The organism is Bordetella genomosp. 10 (genome assembly GCF_002261225.1).
Taxonomy (GTDB): domain Bacteria; phylum Pseudomonadota; class Gammaproteobacteria; order Burkholderiales; family Burkholderiaceae_B; genus Bordetella_C.
In genome coordinates this window covers 1,180,423-1,199,603 of record NZ_NEVM01000002.1, presented here as the reverse complement: position 1 = coordinate 1,199,603, position 19,181 = coordinate 1,180,423, and the positions used below count along the sequence as shown (strand labels likewise).

At 67.9% G+C, this 19,181-nt stretch carries 11 protein-coding genes; 1 reads left to right on the top strand and 10 read right to left on the bottom strand.

Annotated features, from left to right (window positions below; genetic code table 11):
- Positions 1-30 precede the first annotated feature (30 nt).
- From CAL29_RS14625 to CAL29_RS14580, 10 genes are all read right to left on the bottom strand, one after another.
- Positions 31-342: an addiction module antidote protein gene (locus tag CAL29_RS14625; RefSeq protein ID WP_179284030.1), complete on the bottom strand. Its 312-nt coding sequence runs from the start codon at positions 340-342 to the stop codon at positions 31-33.
- Positions 343-689: 347 nt separating this feature from the next.
- Complete coding sequence (locus CAL29_RS14620; RefSeq protein WP_094853707.1) at positions 690-1,877, bottom strand: autotransporter family protein; 1,188 nt, start codon at positions 1,875-1,877, stop codon at positions 690-692.
- Complete coding sequence (locus CAL29_RS14615; protein WP_143277667.1) at positions 1,841-8,947, bottom strand: beta strand repeat-containing protein; 7,107 nt, start codon at positions 8,945-8,947, stop codon at positions 1,841-1,843. Before CAL29_RS14615 ends, CAL29_RS14620 begins: the two co-directional genes overlap by 37 nt.
- A 991-nt stretch (positions 8,948-9,938) precedes the next feature.
- Positions 9,939-10,880: a 3-keto-5-aminohexanoate cleavage protein gene (locus CAL29_RS14610; protein WP_094853705.1), complete on the bottom strand. Its 942-nt coding sequence runs from the start codon at positions 10,878-10,880 to the stop codon at positions 9,939-9,941.
- Positions 10,881-10,950: 70 nt separating this feature from the next.
- Positions 10,951-11,670 (bottom strand): ABC transporter ATP-binding protein, encoded by a 720-nt coding sequence (locus CAL29_RS14605; protein ID WP_094853704.1) that lies wholly within the window; start codon positions 11,668-11,670, stop codon positions 10,951-10,953.
- Positions 11,667-12,422, bottom strand: coding sequence for an ABC transporter ATP-binding protein (locus CAL29_RS14600; RefSeq protein ID WP_094853703.1), 756 nt, complete (start codon positions 12,420-12,422; stop codon positions 11,667-11,669). The genes CAL29_RS14605 and CAL29_RS14600 overlap by 4 nt, the downstream gene beginning before the upstream one ends.
- Positions 12,419-13,705 carry a branched-chain amino acid ABC transporter permease gene (locus CAL29_RS14595; protein WP_094853702.1) on the bottom strand — a complete coding sequence of 429 codons (1,287 nt, stop codon included), beginning with the start codon at positions 13,703-13,705 and terminating at the stop codon, positions 12,419-12,421. The genes CAL29_RS14600 and CAL29_RS14595 overlap by 4 nt, the downstream gene beginning before the upstream one ends.
- 4 nt (positions 13,706-13,709) lie before the next feature.
- A complete protein-coding gene (locus CAL29_RS14590; RefSeq protein WP_094853701.1) occupies positions 13,710-14,651 on the bottom strand; it encodes a branched-chain amino acid ABC transporter permease in 942 nt (313 codons plus the stop codon).
- An 89-nt stretch (positions 14,652-14,740) separates the two neighbouring features.
- Positions 14,741-15,988, bottom strand: coding sequence for a branched-chain amino acid ABC transporter substrate-binding protein (locus CAL29_RS14585; protein ID WP_094853700.1), 1,248 nt, complete (start codon positions 15,986-15,988; stop codon positions 14,741-14,743).
- Positions 15,989-16,058: 70 nt separating this feature from the next.
- Positions 16,059-16,850 carry an SDR family oxidoreductase gene (locus CAL29_RS14580; protein ID WP_094853699.1) on the bottom strand — a complete coding sequence of 264 codons (792 nt, stop codon included), beginning with the start codon at positions 16,848-16,850 and terminating at the stop codon, positions 16,059-16,061.
- 218 nt (positions 16,851-17,068) lie between these two features.
- Here CAL29_RS14580 and CAL29_RS14575 point away from each other — a divergent pair, with 218 nt between their 5' ends.
- Positions 17,069-19,099 (top strand): helix-turn-helix domain-containing protein, encoded by a 2,031-nt coding sequence (locus CAL29_RS14575; protein WP_094854099.1) that lies wholly within the window; start codon positions 17,069-17,071, stop codon positions 19,097-19,099.
- Positions 19,100-19,181: the final 82 nt, after the last annotated feature.

The window sequence follows — 19,181 nt, the reverse complement described above, 5'->3', positions numbered from 1 at the left end:
GCCCGCCTTATGGGTCAGATCTGCTCTATCTCAGGTCGTTGCATGCTTCGGTTGAGCCACCAGGCGCACACCCAGGGCGCTGCATACGCGGCTAATCGTCTCAAAACGCGGAGTACTGCCCGGCCGTAATGCCTTATATAGCGCTTCGCGCGCAATACCAGCGTCCTGGGCAACTTGCGACATTCCTCGCGCGCGGGCGATGTCACCAAGAGCGACGGCCAAAAGTGCGGGATCATCATCTTCAAGAACGGTGGTCAGATATGCCGCTATATCCTCTTCACTGTTCAGATATTCGGCTGCATCGAACTCAGGAAGTTCGGACACTTTGACTTTCTTGGTCATAGTCAATCCTCCAAGGCTTTGCCTTCAGACCTTTAAACCACACGCAAAAGTCAGGATGCGGCTTCACCGCGTAGATCATGGCCGTACTGTAATCGTTCGATTACACGCTATCAACCAAGTCGGCAGCGCAAGCTTGTTCCAAATGAATCTGGCCGAGAGGGTTGCCCACCTCGGCCAGTGTTTGCATGTCCATATTTACTTCTTCTGTGGCGATATTGCCCCAAAGATCTCATAGCCGTCTCTGCCTTGGCGAACAAACCGTCCCTGGCCCCGTTTCACGCGGCGAAGGAAGTCGCCAGGGAGGGGTTGGCAGCGCGCCCCAACGAACGCCGTCAACCCCCCGCGGTCTACCAACTGATCCGCACCCCCACATTCCCCTGCACCGTCTCGCGCCGTTCCCCGCCCAGGTTGAAGCCATAGCCGGCCGAGGCGTATACGCTGACGCGTTCGTTCACCCTGGCGGAGACGCCCAGGCCCAGGCGGGCCTGGGTGCCGCCCATGGCGGATTTGCTCTTGGTGCCGCCGTCGAAGGCAACGCTGTCGTTGCCGCCCAGGGTATGCAGCAAGTCGGCGCGCACGTAGGGCTTCCAGCGGACGCTGCCGGATTCGAATTCGCCTTGCAGCCGCGCGCCCACGCGGCCGATGACCGCGTCCTTCGGACTGAACGAGACGTCGGAAGCGGAATCCTGTAGCGAGTCGATGTGGGTGTGCTGGTAGATGAGCTGCGCCTGCGGTTCGAGGGTGACGTTGGGACGCAGCGGCATCGGCAGGCCCGTCTCGACCGAGGCCGTGAGGGCCGAGCCGTGGGTGGACGAGGTGTCGCCCGCATGGGACCGGGGATCCACCTTCAAATGGCTGCCCATGACGACCGTGTCGGTGTACCAGCCGCTGGGACCGACGTGCGTCCAGTAGCCCCCCACGCTGTAGGAATCGATCGCCAGCTTGCCGGCCCGGTAGCCGGATTGCCCCATGGCGTCGCCCTTCACGTCGCCGTCGCCCCGCGCATAGCCGAGGAACATGCCGTAGCGGTCCTGGTGGCCGCTGTCGGTGGTGCGGGCGTAGAGGTCCTGCCCGACCTGCATGCCGAACGTGGTGCCGCTGAACGACTGGTCCACCGTGCCGTCGCGCTTTTCCGAGAAGTGATCGCCCCAGGTGCGCGCCCAGCCGGCCGGGAAACGGCCGTTTTCGGTCAGGAGATCCTGGTTGCCCTGGCGGTCGTGGAAGGTGCCGATCTGCTGCACCGCCAACTCGCGCGCCAGCGAAGGCACTTCGGTATAGATGGGAACGCCGGGCCGGTAGATGGGCCGGGGATTCTGGCCGGGATCGGTGGGGATCAACTCGGAACGCAGGTACCAGTTCTGCTCGGTGCCCGGCGTCACGCCGCCGCGGAACAGCATGTAGGAATACGCGCCCGCATAGACGCCCGTGCTGGTGAAGGCCCCGGGCGCGGTGGTCGCGCCGTTGAGGGCCTGCACCACCTGGATGCCGTCGCCGGTGGTCATGACGCCCGGACCGTTCTTGTTGGTGATGCGCACAGCGCATCGGCCACGGCCAGCGTGCCGGCGTTGCTGACGTTGCCCCTGACGCTGCCGTAGCCGCCCAGGGTGGCGCCGCGCTGGATGGCCACGGCGCCGCCGCCGTCTATCGCCGCGTCGGCATGGCTCGCGTCGCCCACCGCCAGGGTGCCGGCGGCGACGGTGGTGCCGCCGCTATAAGTGTTGAAGGCATTGAGCACGGTCGTGCCGCCGCCCTGCTGGACCACCTGCCCGGTCCCGTTGATCTCGTCGGCCTGGACGTAGCGGTCCGCGCGGTTGAAGGCCAGCACGCCGTCGTTGTCGACGCGGCCCATGATGTTGCCGGTCGTGCCGCCGTCGCCGACCTGCAGCGTGCCGGCCTGGATGACGGTGCCGTTGGCGTAGCTGTTGCTGCCCGTCACGACGGCGGTGCCCGCGCCCAGCTTGGTCAGCGAACCCTCGCCGCCGATGTTGCCCGCCAGGGTCAGCGTGGTGCCCGCCACCGGCTCGACGCCGCCGCCCATGCTGCCCAGGGTGATGGCGCGCGATTGCACCAGGTTCTGCGTGGTGCGCAGCGTGCCGTCGTTCATGCCGAGCGCCGTGCGCGCGGCGCCCAGGGCCGCGTCGCTGGCGATCTGCAAGGTGCCGCCATTGATCTCCGTGCCGCCCGTATAGGTGTTGGCGCCGTTCAGGACCAGCGTGCCCTGGTCCGTCTTGACGAGCCGCGTGTTTCCGCTCAGCACCGAATCGATGGTGGTGGTGTAGCCGGCGCTCAGGCTGCTGCCGTCGCCCACCCGGATGATCGAGCCGCCGGTCGCGTCGGGCAGCAGCGCGATGCCGCCGCCCTGGACGCGGTAGCCGTCGCTGGCGAACTGCATGCCGATGGCGCTCACCTGCCCCAGGCCGTTGTCCACGGTGACGACGCCCGGATTGGACATGAAGATGGCGAAGGTGCCGTCGGCGTAAGGCGCATTGGGCGCGCCCAGCGCGTTGGTCCAGTTGTCGTTGCCGAGCGAGTTCTGCCAGACGCCGTTGCCGCCGTCGACCGTGTTGTTGTTCTTGCCCGTGGCGCCGTCCCAGAAACTCAGGTTCAGGCCCGAGGTGTTGATCAGGTTGACCTGGTTCGCCACCGCGGTCTGGACATAGAAATCGGGAGACGGAATGGTGCCGATGGCCAGGCCGTTGTCGGTCAGCGCGCCGCTATAGCTAATGACGCGGTAGATGCCGGGGTCGAAACTGCCTCCAACCGGTGTGGTGACGTTGAGCGTGCCGCCCAGGGTCAGGTCGCCCTTGACGACGGTCAGGTCGTTGAGCGGCCCGCCCACCACGCCGGCCTGGCCGAAGTTGTAGGCCAGGGAGGCGTTGCCGTCGAGGTCCAGGTTGCCGTTGATCGTCAGCGTCCCGGGCGCGCCCGTGATGTCGCCCGGCGTGAGCGTGCCGTTGGCGTCCACCCTGGTATTGCCGCCGATCGTGCCGGTGCCGCCCAGCGCGCCGCCCGCCTGCGCGGTCGTCTGGCCCGTGGCGGCCGACTGGTCGCCGTTGATGTAGAGCGCGCCCGCGGCGACCCGCGTGGCGCCGGTATAGGTGTTGTTGCCGCTCAGCACGGTCTGGCCGGCGCCCTGCTGCGTGACGCTGCCGGTGCCCGATATAAGGCCCACCAGGGGCAGTTGGTCGCTGCGGTCGATGGCCAGCGCGGCGTTGTTGACGATGTCGCCGTTCACCGAGCCGCCGGCGCCGCCGTTGCCCAGTTGCAGCGTGCCCGCGGCGATGAGGGTGCCGCCGGTGTAGGTGTTGTCGTGGGTGAGGATGGTCGTGCCCGTCCCCGCCTGCACGAGCTGGCCGGTGCCGCGGATCGCGCCGTCCAGCGTGACCGTGTCGCTGCGGTTCACGGCCAGGACGCCGGCATTGGTGATGGGCCCGGAAATGCTGCCGCTGGTGCCGCCGTTGCCCAATTGCAGCGTGCCGTCGTCGATGAAGGTGCCGCCGGTATAGGTGTTGTCGGCGGTCAGGATCGTCGTGCCGGCGCCGGCTTGTCTCACGGTGCCGCCGCCGCTGATCAACCCGGCGAAGGTACCGGTGTCGCTGCGGTTGAAGACCAGGGTGCCGTTGTTGGCGACGTCGCCGACGATGCTGCCTGTCGTGCCGCCGTCGCCCAGTTGCAGCGTGCCGGCCGAGATCGTGGTGCCGCCGCTGTAGGTGTTGTCCGCCGTCAGCACGGTCACGCCGCTGCCCTGCTGCGCGACGTTGCCCGACCCGCTGACCGTGCCGACGAAGGTGTAGGTGTCGCCGCGGTTGAAGGCCAGCGTGCCGTCATTGGCGACGTCGCCGACGATGCTGCCGGTGGTGCCGCCGGCGCCCAGTTGCAGCGTGCCGGCCGAGATCGTGGTGCCGCCGGTGTAGGTATTGTCCGCCGTCAGCACGGTGACGCCGCTGCCCTGCTGCGTGACATTGCCCGTGCCGCTGACCACGCCGCCGAAGGTGTAGGTGTCGCCGCGGTTGAACGCCAGCGTGCCGTCGTTGGCGACGTCGCCGACGATGCTGCCGGTCGTGCCGCCGGCGCCCAGTTGCAGGATGCCGGCCGAGATCGTGGTGCCGCCGGTATACGTATTGTCCGCGCCCAGGACCAGCGTGCCCGCGCCCAGCTTGTTCAGCGCCCCGCCGCCGGCGATGGCCCCGTTCATGCCCAGCGTGGTGCCGGCCGCCGTGTCGAAGCTGCCGCCGCCCGCGTCCAGCGTGGTGGCGCGCGCGGTGCCGAAACTGGCGCTGGTGGCCAGCGTGCCGTCGTCCAGCGACAGCGCGCCGGCGGCATCGCCCAGGTTGGCGTCCTGCGACACCTGCAAGGTGCCGCCCTCGATGGCGGTGCCGCCGAGATAGATGTTGACGCCGGACAGCACCAGGGTGCCCAGGTCGGTCTTGACCAGCTTGGCCGCGCCGTCGAGCACCGCCGAGATCGTGGCCGTGTAATCGGCGCCGGCGGCCGCGCCCGCGCCGACGCGGATGACGGCCTCGTTGGGGCCGCCACTGCCCGTGGGCGTGCCGGTCAGGGTCAATTTGTCGCCGGCGGCGTTGTTCTGCAAGACGTAGCCGTCCGTGGCGAACTGCATGCCCTGCACGTCGATCTGCCCGTTGGACGTGCTGTCCACCAGGACCGTGCCGCTCTGGCCGGTGAAGACCGCGAACGCGCCCTGGCTCCACGGCGCGTTGACCGTGCCCGTGGCCTCGGTCCAGTTGTCGTTGGGGGTGGTCGGCGCCACCCAGGTGCCCGACCCGCCGTTGACGTGGCCGTCGTTCTTGGGACCGGCATCGCCGTCCCAATAGTTCAGCGTCAGGCCGTTGGTGTAGGCCAGGTTGACCTGCTTGTCCACCGAGGTCTGGACGAAGTAGTCGGCGGGGTTGGCCCCGGCGGGAAGCGTGCCGATGGTCAGGCCGGCCGGGTTGCTCAGCGTGCCGCCGTAGTCGATGACGCGGTAGATCCCGGCGTCGAAGCGGCCGCCGGGCGACAGCGTGACGTTGATCCTGCCGCCCAGGTCCACGTTGCCGCTGACTTCGGTCAGGTCGTTGAACGGGCCCGCCGCCACGTTGGCCTGGCCGAACGCGTAGTCCAGCGAGGTGTCGTTGCCCAGCACGAGATTGCCCTTGATGGTGAGCGTGCCGGGCGCGGTGCTGTTGTCGCCGGGCGCGAGCGTGCTGGTTCCCGTGAATACGACGTCGCCGCCGATCGTGCCCGCGCCGCCCAGCGTCGCGTTGTTGACGGTGGTCGCGCCGGTGGCGGCGGTCTGGTCGCCATTGACGAACAGGCTGCCGGCGTTCACCGTGGTGGCGCCGAGATAGCCGTTGGCGGCGGTGAGCACCGTGGTCCCCGCGCCTTGCTGCGTGACCGAGCCAGCGCCGCTGATCGCGCCGTCGAAGGTGTAGTCGTTCCCCCGGTTGAAAACCAGGGCGCCGTCGTTGGCGACGTCGCCGACGATGCTGCCGGTGGTGCCGCCGGCGCCCAGTTGCAGCGTGCCGGCCGAGATCGTGGTGCCGCCGGTGTAGGTGTTGTCCGCCGTCAGCACGGTGACGCCGCTGCCCTGCTGCACGACGTTGCCCGTGCCGCTGACCGTGCCGCCGAAGGTGTAGGTGTTGCTGCGATTGAAGGCCAGCGTGCCGTTGTTGCTCACGTTGCCCAGGATGCTGCCGGTCGTGGAACCGCCGGCGCCCGTGCCGAGCTGCAGCGTGCCGGCGGAGATGGTAGTGCCCCCGCCGTATGTATTGTCGGCGCCCAGGACCAGCGTGCCCGTGCCCAGTTTGTCCAGCGCGCCGGCGCCGGCGATGACGCCGTTCATGCCCAACGTGGTGCCGGCCGCCGTATCGAAACGGCCGCCGCCCGCGTCCAGCGTGGTGGCGCGCGCGGTATCGAAACTGGCGCTGTTGGCCAGCGTGCCGCCGTCCAGCGACAGCGCGCCGGCGGCATCGCCCAGGTTGGCGTCCTGCGACACCCGCAACGTGCCGCCGTTGATGGCGGTGCCGCCCAGGTAGGTATTGATGCCGGACAGCACCAGGGTGCCCAGGTCGGTCTTGACCAGCTTGGCCGCGCCGCCGAGCACCGCCGAAATCGTCGCGGTATAGCTGGCGCCTTCGGCCACGCCGGTGCCCACGCGGATGACGGCCTCGTTCGGCCCGCCGCCGCTCACCGGCACGCCGGTCAGGGTCAGCGTGTCGGCCAGCGGATTATTGCCGGCCAGCGTGTAGCCGTCGGCGGCGAATTGCATGCCCTGCGCCTGGACCGGACCGTTGACCGTGCTGTCGACCAGCACGGTGTCGCCCTGCCCCATGAACACCGCGAACGAATCCTGGGCCCATGGCGCGTTCACGGCGCCGACCATCTCGGTCCAGTTGTCGTTGGTCAGCGCGCCGTTGGCCGTCCAGACGCCCGGACCGCCGTCCACGGTATTGTTGTTCTTGTTGGCGGCGGCGGCGCCGTCCCAGTAATTCAGGGTCAGGCCGTTGGTATTGACCAGGTTGACCTGCTTGTCCACGGAAGTCTGGATGAAGTAGTTGCCCGCCGCCGGCACGGTGCCCAGCGCCAGGGTGCCCGTTTGCGTCCCCGCGTAGTCGATGATGCGGTAGATGCCTGGATCGAAGGAGCCGCCGGCCGAGGTGATGACGTTCAGGGTGCCGCCCAGCGCGACATTGCCGCCGACGTCGATCAGGTCGTTGAGCGGTCCGCCGACCACGCCGGCCTGGCCGAGCGAATAGGCCAGCGTCGACGAGGACTGCAGGTTCAGGTCGCCGCCGACCGTCAGGGTGCCGGGCTGCGGACCGATGAGGCCGGGCGACAGCGTGGCGCCGGACTCGACGGTGACGCTGCCTCCCAACGCCCCCGTGCCTCCCAGCAGCGCGCCGCTGCCCACGGTCGTCGCGCCGGCGCCGGTCTGCGTGCCGTTGACGTACAGGGCGCCGCCGGTGACCGAGGTCGGGCCGCCGTAGCTGTTGTCGGCGGACAGGATGGTGGTGCCGGAACCGATCTGGCTGACGCCGCCGGAGCCGGAAATCAGGTTGTCGAAACCGAACTGGTCGCTGCGGTCGAAGGCCAGCGTGCCATTGTTCGTGATGGCCGTGCCGGCCGGGAGATTGCCGGACGCGCCGCCGTTGCCCAACTGCAGGGTGCCGCCCGCGATGGTGGTGGCGCCCGCCCATGCGTTGCCATCATTGGTCAGCACGACCGTGCCCGCGCCGTCCTTGGTCAACGCGCCGGCGCCGGTGATCGATTGGGCCACCGTGGTGGTCACGCCGGGGTTGGCGATAAGGGTGCCGTTGTTGGCGGTCACGGTAAGGGCGCGGCTGGCCGACAGGTCGAAGCTGCCGGTGAACGCCAGCGCGCCGCCGTCCAGCGTTACGGCGCCGGCGCTGTCGCCCAGCGCGGCGTCGGCGCCGACCGCGATGGTCCCCTCCTCTATCCGCGTGCCGCCCTGGTAGCTGTTGGCGCCGCTCAAGGTCAGCGTGCCCGGGGCGATCTTGGTCACCGCGCCGGTGCCGCTGAGCACGCCGGCATAGGTGCCGTCGTCCGGCTGGTTGAAAAGCACCAGCCCGTTGTCGGTCACGCTGGGCGGCAGGCTCTGCGCGCGCGCCTCCAGCGTGCCGGCCGGGTCGACCAGGACCGAGCCGTTGAAGCCGGTGTTGTCGCCGGTCAGCGCCAGCGTGCCTCCCTGCACCTGGACCGACAGCGGCGTGCCGCCGCCGTTGCTGCCGACCGAGCCGGACAGCGTCCATTTGCCCTCGCCGGTCTTGATCAGCGATTGGAAATTGCGGATGGTGCCGGGCAGGCTGTCGCTGGAGCCCTGCTCGCCGGCGAGCAGCAGGCTGTTGGTGCCGCCGCCGCCGTTGAAGCCGCCGGTGATGGTGGAGCCGGGATAGAGGGTGAGCGAGTCGTTGCCGCTGGCGAAGGTGAGGCTGCCGCGCACGGCGGCGCCGCTGCGGTTGATGAAGTTCACGCTGCCGCTGCCGCTATTGCCGATCACGTTGCTGCTGCTGCCGTTGCCCGCCTGGATGACGCCGTAGTTGTCGACGGTATTGGAGGCGCCTCGCGTGCGGTCCTCGAACCAGATGGCGGCCGCGTTGCCGCCGGTGATCAGCCCGCGGTTGACGATGGTGTTGCCCGCGCCGATGACGTTGATGGCTTCGGCGTTGCCCTGCGTGCCGAGCGCCTGGATCCGGGCGCCTTCGGAAACGACGAGGCTGCCGTTCGAGTTGAATTCGATGGTGTTGTTGCCGGCCGTCCAGAGGCCGACGCCGGACGTCGCCTGGTTGCTGACCACGGCGCCCGGGTTCAGCAGGATGGAGGCATTGTTGCCCAGGCTGATCGCATTGGCGTTGCCCACGGTCAGTTGGGCATTGGGCTGCAAGGTCACGGAGGCGCCGGCGGCCGTGGACGGCCCCTGGCCGACGGTGGCCGTGGCGGGGTTGGGCGCGTTCGTGTCACAGGTGGTGGCGGAGCCGGAAGTCGTGCAAGCCGCGTAGACGGCCGGGGCCGGCGCGGCGCCGAACAGCGCGGCGCCGACGAGCACGGCCGAACGGCGAGGAGGCCGGATAAACGGTTTCTTTCCTTGCATATTGATCCCCAGCAAATAGGCGCCCACGAGATTTACAGGCGCATGTTGAAGCCTTTACAGCGCGTTTTTTGAACAAGCCGCAAACGAACGAATACCCGTACGCGAATATCCGGAATACGGATATTCGAGAATCTGGCTGGAATGAATGGAAAATCGAACCGCACCCCCTGTGCGCGCTTTACCGGCGGCCGGGGCGACCCGCGTGATCAGCGGGGTCTAGCGAATAACTAATAACGAATAACGAATAACGCGAACGGGACAAAAATAGAAAATAAGATTCCACGCCACGCGGTGCGAGCGCGTGGCTATTTGCCGGTAATTCCGGATATTGATGTAAAGGCGGGTCAGCCGCGCTCAGGAAACGGGCGTTCGGCGACTGGGCATCCTATGGGCTTGGATCCCATGAACCGGAGGTATATGCGTTGTCGCCGGATGCATGGAAGCCGGATGTATTGAAAACGGAGGCATTGAAGCCAAATGGACTGAAGCCCAATGGTTCAACAGCGGTGATCCGCTTATGTGTCCTTGCTTCATTTGAAGTTCCCCCTCCAGGGTGCAGCCATCGTCTCCTCCCCAATATCCGCGCCAAGCTCCCGAAATAAAATGTCTCTGTCATCCGGTGTTGGTGAAGATATCAGGCTGTATATATATCCGAGGCTAAAAGTAGTATCAAGTCCTCAAAAATGCGATGGCAATTATTACTCATCCGTAAATGCCTAAAATGGCCGGTAATGTAGAAAATGCCAGCAAGTGCGTTGCGTTTTCGCAAACACGCGTATCGAATCGCGCACCGGCATCGCGATCGGTATTCGTATTTGTTTGACCATCCGACTTTCACTATCTTCGCTTCGTTTTGATTATTAGCGGAATCAGCGGACGCAGGCGGCTTGTGCGCGCTCCCCATGGCCGGCGGCGCAGCGCAAAAAAAGCCCGCGAAGCGCGGGCCGATGAATGGTAAATGGAATGTCGGCTTGGGGACCGGAAGGCGGACTCAGATTGCCGTCGCGGCCTGCCCCTTCAATCCCAGCATGGCGCGCGCCTCGTCCGGGGTGGCGATTTCCAGGGAGAGTTCTTCCAGGATGCGCCGGACCTTGGCCACCTGCTCCGCGCACGAGACGGCCAGCTTGCCCTTGCCGATATAAAGGCTGTCCTCCAGGCCCACCCGCACGTTGCCGCCCATGATGGCCGCCATGGTGACCAGCGGCAGTTGATGCCGTCCCGCCCCCAGCACGGAGAAGCGGTAGCCGTCGCGGCCGAACAGGCGGTCGGCCGTGGTCCGCATCGCGACGAGGTTTTCCGGATCGGGTCCCAGGCCACCCAATATGCCGAAGATGCTCTGGATGAACAGCGGCCCTTGCACCAGGCCCTCGTCGACGAAATGCGCCAGGTTGTACAGGTGGCCCATGTCGTAGCACTCGAATTCGAAGCGCGTGCCGCACTCCTCGCCCAGCACCTTGAGGATATGGCGGATATCCCGGAAGGTATTGCGGAAAATCAGGTCCTCCATGCCTTCGACATAGGGCTTTTCCCAGTCGTACTGCCATTGCGCGATGCGGCGGGCGGCGGGATGGATGGAGAAATTCATCGAGCCCATGTTCAGGGAACACATTTCCGGCTTGGCTCGCAAGGGATAGGCCAGCCGTTCGTCCAGCGTCATGCGGGTGCTGCCGCCGGTCGTGATGTTGATGACGGCGTCGGTGGCGTCGCGGATGCGCGGCACGAAGGCCTCGAAAACGGCGGGATCCGGCGTGGGTCGGCCGTCGCGCGGATCGCGGGCGTGCAGGTGCAGGATGGCCGCCCCGGCGCGCGCCGCCTCGATGGCCTGTTCGGCGATCTGGTCGGGCGTCAGCGGCAGGTGCGGCGACATGGTCGGCGTATGGACCGAGCCGGTGACCGCGCAGGAGATGATGACCTTGTCGTGGCTGTTTTTCATATCGATAACCTTGGGTGGGAGAGAAGAAAACGCCCGCCGCCCGGGCCTCGCGCGCGGGCGAACGCCGGCTTCAGACGGCCAGCCATTGGGAAACCAGCGCCTCGTTCGAACTCAGTTCGCCGGGATGGCCCTCGAAGACGATGCGGCCATGGCCCATGACGCAGACGCGCGTCGACACTTTCAGCGCGATGGTCAGTTTCTGCTCCACCAGCAGCACGGACACGCCCTTGCGATGCATGTCCTGGATGCACTCCCCCACCTGCGCGACGATCTTCGGCGCCAGGCCCTCGGTGGGTTCGTCGATCAGGATGACGAGCGGGTTACCCAGCAGCGACCGGCATATGGTGAGCATCTGCTGCTCGCCGCCGGACAGGCTGCCGGCGCGGGTATTGCGGCGTTCCTTCAGGCGCGGGAAATAGTCGAACATCTGCGCGATGGTCCAGCGGTGGGCGCCCTCGACGGCGCGCTGCTCGCCCATGCGCAGGTTCTCGTCCACCGTCAGGTTGGCGAAGACTTCGCGTTCTTCCGGCACGTAGGCGATGCCGGCGCGGCAGATGGCATAGGGCCGCGCGCCGGCGAGGTCGCGTCCGCGCAGGCGGATCCGGCCCGAGGTCGGCGCCACCAGGCCCATGATGGTCTTCATGGTGGTGGAACGGCCCGAGCCGTTACGGCCCACCAGGCTGACCACCTCGCCGGCGCCGACCCGCAGGTCCACCCCGTGCAGCACGTGGCTCTTGCCGTAGTGGGCATGCAGGTCCGCCACGTCCAGCAGTGTCGTATCGGCACTCATGCGCTCACCTCATCCCCCAGATAAGCCTCGCGCACGGCGGGGTCCGCGCGGATCGCCTCCGGCGTGCCGGTGGCGATCACCTGCCCATAGACCAGGACGCTGATGCGATCGCTCAGCGTGAACACCACGTCCATGTCGTGCTCCACGATCATCAGGGTGCGGCCGGCCGTGGCCTCGCGGATCAATTGCGCCGTATAGGCCGTTTCCTCGTGGGACATGCCCGCCATGGGTTCGTCCAGCAGGATGAGGCGCGGGTCGGAAGCCAGCGTCATCGCGATTTCCAGGGAGCGCTGCTCCGAGTACGCCATCTCGCCGGCGATGGCGCGCGCTTTCGTGCCCAGGCGCACCAAGTCCAGCAGGCGCTCCGTTTCCTCGCGGATGCGGCGGTCGCGGTCGATGAATTTCCAGAATGCATATTGCAGGCCATGCGCGCGCATCACCGCCAGCCGCACGTTCTCGAACGTGGTGAGCCGGGGAAAGATATTGGTGATCTGGAAGGAACGCGCCAGGCCTGCCCGGTTGATCGCCTGCGGCGGCCGGCCGCCGATCTCGCGGCCCTCGAAACGGATGGCGCCCGAGGACGGCGCGAGCTGGCCGGACACCAGATGGAACAGCGTGGACTTGCCGGCGCCATTGGGGCCGATCACCGCATGGCGCTCGCCGGCGCGCACTTCCAGGTCCACGCCGCGGATGATCTCCGTGGCGCCGAAGGACTTGCGCAGGCCTTCGAGGGCGAGAATGGGAGCGTTCATGCCAGCGTCTCCTTCGCCGCGCCGGCGCCCGGGGATGCGGGCAGCGCCTGTTCCTCGCTGTCCAGCCGCGCCAGGCGCCTGCGCGACGTCCACACCGCCGCGCCGCCGCCGGCCAGCAGCAGCGCCGGGACCAGCCAGGTCAGCAGCGCGCCCGGCCGCCAGGAACGGTCGAACAGCGCGATGGCGGGCCAGGGTTTGCCGGCACCGAGCTGCGCCAGCGCGCGATAGTCCTGCGAGAACAGGCGCTGCAACAGCTCCACCAGGAACACGCCGCCCGCCGCCAGCAGCGCGGCGCCCGCGATCGCCAGCGCGAAGACGCCCAGCATGCGCGCCGCCCCATGGCGCTCGCGCAGGCGCCGCGCCAGTCCGGGCAGGCCGCTCAAGCCGGCGGGCATGAACATCATGACCAGCACGAAGACGATGCCCTGGTAGAGCAGCCAGGACTGCGTGAGATCGGAGACGGCGTAGCCGAAGAAGGTCATCAGCGCCGCGCCCAGGGCCGGGCCCAGGAATACCTGCACCCCGCCGATATACGTATTGAGCACGGCGGCCGCGGACAGCGAGGGATCGAACAGCACGTAGTTGGCCGACTCGTTGGAGATGACCTGCAGCCCGCCCGCCATGCCGGAGAACATCGCCGAAATGGCGAAGACGGCGGTGGCCAGGCCGTGCACGTTGTAGCCCAGGAAGCGCAGGCGCTGGCTGTTCTCGCGCAGCCCCACCGTCAGCCGGCCCAGCGGCGTGCGGGTGTAGAGATAGAGCAGCAGCAGGGCCAGCAGCACCCAGGCCAGCGTCAGGTAGTACACCTGCGTGGTCGACCCGAAATCCAGGCCCCAGGCCGGCATGCGCATGGTGGATATTCCCGCTTCGCCGCCGAACAGGCCCTTGAGCTGCGGCGCCAGCGCATGCACCAGTTCCGCGATCGCCAGCGTGATCATCGCGAAATACGTGCCGCTGCGCTTGGTGGCGAACCAGCCGGCGATGCCGCCGAACAGCAGTCCGCCCACGGCGCCGGCCAGCGGCATCAGCGGCGTGGGGACCAGGCCCTCCCCGCCCAGCGCGTTCATGGCGTGCACCGTGGCGAAGGCGCCGACGCCGAAGTACGCCGCATGGCCGAAGGACAGCATGCCCGCCTGGCCGCACAGCAGGTTGTAGGCGGACGCGAAGAGCGCCGCGATCAGCATCTGGATGGCCGCGTTCAGGAGCCCTTGCGAAAGCAGATAAGGCAAGGCCGCGAGCAGCAGCACGGCCGCCAGGCAGGAAAGAAGCCGGGAATTCTTCATCGCGTCACTCCTTCTCGCCCATCAGGCCGCCGGGACGCACCAGCAGGACCAGCAGCATGAGCGCGAAAGGCAGCGTGGCCGCCAGGCTGCTCACCTTGAGCGTCATCAGGCCGCCCACGCCGCGCGCCCACTCGCCCGCGCCGACCAGGTCGAACAGGTCCGCAAGGCTGCGGTCCACGCCCACGGCCAGCGAGGTGATGACGCCGATCAGCAGCGAGGCCAGCATCGCCCCGGGCAAGGATCCCAGGCCGCCGACCACCACCACGACGAACACCATTACGCCCAACTCCAGCGCCATGTTCGGATTGGTGGTGTAGAAGGCGCCGGCCACCGCGCCGGCCAGCCCCGCCAGCGCGGCGCCGGCCCCGAAGACGCCCATGAAGACCAGGGGCACGTTGTGGCCCAGCGCTTCCGCCATGTTGGGCCGATGGATGGCCGAGCGCACGACGATGCCGACGCGGGTGCGGGTCAGCACCAGGTAGATCGCGATGAACATGGCGATGGCGATCGCGCCCATGATCAGCCGGTAGGCGGCGTACTGCGTGCCGCCGATGCTGAAGGCGGCGAAGTCCAGCGAGGCCGGCACGCGGTAATCGACCGGATAGTTGCCGTAGAACAGCTTGACCGACTCGGCGATGATGAAGGACAGGCCGAAGGTGAGCAGCAGTTCATGGGCATGCCCATGGCGATGCACGCGCCGCAGGAAATAGCGTTCCACCGCCACGCCCACCAGTCCCACCAGCACGGGCGAGAGGATCACCGCCGGCCAGAAGCCGAGCGCGCCTTGCAGCGTGTAGGCGAAGTACGCCCCCAGCATGTAGAACGAGGCATGGGCGAAGTTCAGTACGCCCATCATGCCGAAGATCAGGGTGAGCCCGGCCGAGACCATGAACAGCAGCAGTCCGTAGACCACGCCGTTCAGCAGGGAGAAAAGGAGTTGTTCCATGGAGTCCGAATGCCGCCGCGAGCGGGCCGCAAGGGCCGCCCGCGGCCGTCAGGTTGACGTTGCGCCGCGAGGGAAAGAGCCTCGGGGCCTCAGCCCGGCCGCTTCATCTTGCAGGTGGCTTGCACCGGCGTGGAGGCCTGCTCCGCCGAAAGCAGCAGCACCGGCTTGAAGCCCATGTCGGTCCCGTCCACCTTGATCTTCGCGTCGCGGGACACGACGGACACCACGATGGGCAGTTGCGCCTGGTGATCTGCCGCCCGCATGCTCATCTCGCCCATGGGCGTCGGGATGCGGGTGGTCTCCAGCACCTTGGCGAATTCGTTGACGTTCAGCGCGCCATCCTTTGCCGGCGTGTGCTTGAGCGCCTCGGCGACCATCTTCATGCCGTAGACGGTCTGCGGCTCGACGAACACGGGCACGTGGCCGGTCTTGGCCTTGTAGTCCTCGACGAACTGCTCCCCCGCGGGACCGTTGGCCTCGGCGTTGAAGGTATGCGCGACGAAATTGCCCAGCGCCAGCTCGCCGGCGTTGGCGATGTTGCCGGGCTGGTCGAGATAGACCGTGCCGTAGTGCGCCTTCAGCCCCGCCGCCTTGGAGGCCTTCATCAGCAGCAGCAGATCGTTGGACCAGTTGCCGGTGATGACGGTGTCCGCCCCGGATGCCGCGATCTTGGCGACGTAGGGCGCGAAATCCTGGATCTTGCCGACGTCGTGCAGCGTCTTCTCGACCACGGTGTAGCCGCCCTGCTTCTGGTAGTCGACCGTGGCCTGCTCCATGTCCTGGCCCCAGGAATAATTCTGGTTGATGGCGTAGACCTTGGTCCCCAGGGCGTTGGCCTGCTTCATGCCCTCGACCAGGGCCTTGGTGCGGACCTGCGCGTTCCCGGCGAAGCGGAAATGGTAGAAATTGCACTTCTCGCCGGTCAGGTCCAGGGCCTCGGCCCCCATGTTGATGTAGACCATCTCCTTGCCGGGATGGCGCAGATTGTATTTGCGCACGTCCTCGGTGATCTGTCCGCCGATGGCCGATGAGGCGCCCTGCACGACGATGTTGACGCCGTCCGCGGCGGCGGCCTTCAGCTTGTCCGCGGCGCCGGCCGGTCCGCCCTGGTTGTCGTACTCCAGCAACTGCACCGGCTCGCCGTTCCAGCCGCCGCCGGCGTTGATCTGGTCGATGGCGTAGCGCACGGCGGCCCGGTAAGCCTGGCCCGTGGAGGCCTGCGGGCCGGATAGCGTCTCGACCAGGCCGATCTTGACCGGCGCAGCGGCGGCGGGCAAGGCGGCCATGGCGGCGACGGCGGCCATCGCCGCCATGCCCGGGATGTGGCGTTTGTTCATGTCTGTCTCCTTGTTTTCTTTTCGTGGAATGTGAGATGCGCGCGGCGGTTGGCCCGCCCCGGCATCGGCTTCAGAGGTATTCCATATTTCCGTCCACGCTGATCGCCTGCCCGGTGACGTTGCGCGCCGCCGGCGAGCACAGGAACAGGGCCATGGCGGCGATGTCGTCGGTGGTGACCATGCGGCGCAGCGAGATCTTGCGCAGGTACTCCTCGCGCATGGCCTCGGCCGGCACGCCGGCGGCGGCGGCGCGCGCGCCGATGACGCCGTCCATGCGGTCGCCCTCGACCGTGCCGGGAAGAATGGCGTTGACGCGCACGCCCTGGGGACCCAGTTCGATGGCCAGCGATTTCACCAGGCCGACGATGGCCCACTTGGTGGCGGCGTAGGGCGTGCGCAGGGCATAGCCCAGGCGGCCCGCGACCGAGCTCATGGCGATGAGGCAGGGATCGCGGCCGGACTGCTTCAGCAGCGGCACCGCGCGGTTGGCGAAATAGAAGTGGCTGTTCAGGTTGACGTCCACGGTTCTTTCCCAGTCCATCCGCCCGATTTCCTCCACCATCCCGGTCGGGCCGGCGATGCCGACGTTGTTCACCAGCACGTCCAGGCCGCCCAGCGTGCCGCGCACGTCGTCGAATACGGTGTCGACGTCGCCGGCCACCGAGGCGTCGGCCACGCTGGTCGTGATCTCGGGAAACTCGGCCGACAGGCGGTCCAGCGCCGCCCGGTCGATGTCGCACACATGCACCCGCGCGCCGGTCTCGCGAAAAGCGCGGGCCACCGCCGCGCCGATGCCCGAGGCGCCCGCGCTGACCAGCACCCGCAGGCCGCGCGCCGGCCGCAACATATCGATGACGCTCATGTCCACTGCCTGTCTCCGTATTGGTATTCGTCTTCGTATGGCAGCAGTGTCCGGCGAATGCCGGCCGCGAACCATGTGCAATATGCACATAGGATTGCCCGCCTTGATATGATGTTTGCACTTTTCCTGAATTTTGTTTGCACCAGGACACCGGCGCCGGCCGTATTTCGGCGCGCTTGCCGGCCGCTCCTGCCTTCCCTCCTCCGGCCCGCGCAACCATGACGTCTTCCTCCCCGACCCACGGCAATCCCCTGGATGCGGCTGCCCATGGGACGCAGGCGGAATCCGTTGCCGCCGACCTGCTGGCCCTGCTGAACGGCAACGCCCCGGCGCAGGCCTTCGCTGCCCGCCTCGCCGCGCTCGAAGCGCTCCCCGACGGGATGGCGCGCAAGCCGGGCCTGATCGAGCAGGCGCGCATGGCGATGGCCCTGCGCAACCGCCTCGACCAGCATGAGCAGCGCGAGCGCGGCATGCTGGCCGTCATCGAATCCGCGCAGGACCTGTCCGCGCGGCTGGACCTGCCGGAGCTGCTGAAGGCCATCGTCATCCGCGCGCGCGACCTGCTGCGCGCGCACCTGTGCTGGCTCACCATCTACGACGCCGCGGCGGGCGAATTCAAGGTGGTGGTGGCCGACGGCGCCATCGCCACGCGCACCGGCAGCATGACGGCGAAACGTCCGCTGGGCGTGGCGGGCATCGTCATGACCACGCGCATGCCCTTCTCCACGCCGGACTATCTGCGCGACAACCGATTCGCCCACGACGCCGACCTGGACGACATCTTCCGCGACGAGGGCGTGAGTGCGCTGGTGGGCGTGCCCCTGATCTGGAACGACGATGTCATCGGCCTGCTCTTCGTCGCCGACCGCTACCACCGCACGCATACGGCGCTGAATATCTCCATCCTCTGCACGCTGGCCACGCACGCCGCGGTCGCCATCAACAACGCCAAGGCCTTCGCCGACGCCCAGGCCGCCGTCGAGCGCGCCGACCAGGCCCGCGCCGAACTGGAGCGGCATGCGCGCGACGTCCAGGCCGCGGTGGAAGCGCACGAGCGCCTGACCTCGCTGCTGGCGCGCGGCGCCTCGCTGGGCGAGCTGTGCCAGTCCATCGCGCAACTGCTGCAAGGCAGCGTGCTGGTCCTGGACGAGGCGCACCAGGTGATCGGCCGCGCCGACGCGCCGGACTATGCCGGCACGGCGGCCGACCGCTACCAGCCCTATGGTCCGCACGATGCCGCCTTGACGCAGGCCTTGCGCGAAAGCCGCCGCGCCGGCCGTTCCGTCATCGCCTACGAAAGCGAGGGCGAGCTGTGCCGCAGCATCGCCGTCATCGGCGGCGACGGCGTCCTGGGCGCCGTGCTGCTGTTCCGGCGCGAGGACTTGCGCGACAGCTTCGTGCGCACCTTCGAACGCAGCAGCAGCGTCATCGGCATCGTGCTGCTCTCGCAGGAGCGCATGGAGGCCAGCAAGAGCCGCGCGGTGTCCGAACTGCTGCAGACCCTGGTCTCGCCGCGCCAGGGCGAACCCGCCCTGGCGCGCGACCGCGCCGAACGTTTCGGCCTGGACCTGACGCGGCCGCTGGTGCTGATGCTGGTCGAGCTCGACCGGTCCGAGGCCGGCTTCATGGCGCGCCGCCTGCGCGACGGCCTGGCGCTGCCCGGGCTGGTGCTGGACGAGGTCGATGGCGTCCTGGCCTTCGTCTGCGGGGCCGCCCATGCCGGCGTGTTGCGCGCCGGCGTCGAGGACGCGATGCGGCGAGCCGCCGGGGCCGCCGGGACCGCCTATTGCGGCGTGCTGTCCCGTCCCGCGCACGGCGCCGCGGAGCTGCCTGCGCTCTACGCCGCGCTGCGCCGCGCCCTGGCCGTGGTCGGCCGCCTGGGCATGCGCGGCCGCATCGTCGCGCAGAACGAGATGGCCGTCTATTCCATCCTGTTCGAGACCCAGGACCGCGCCAGCCTGGCCCAGTTCCTGGACGCCGCCATCGGCCCCCTCATCGACCACGATCGCAGGCGCGGCACCGAGCTGGCGGCCACCCTGCTCGCCTACCTGGACAACCGGCAGAACGCCTCGCTCACGGCCACTCGCCTCGGCATCCACGTCAACACCATGCGCCAGCGGCTGGCCAGCGTCGGCATGCTGATCGGCGGCGCCTGGAGCGAGACCCACCGGGCCTTGGAGATCCATCTCGCCTTGCGGCTATGGAGCCTGGGGGAAGCGGGCGCGCCGGACGGTGCCGCGCGAGACTGATGCGTACAATTCCTGTTCCCTGTTTCGATCATGGTTTTCGATCATGGCCTTAGCGACGACGATGCGGATCCGGAAACTCCTA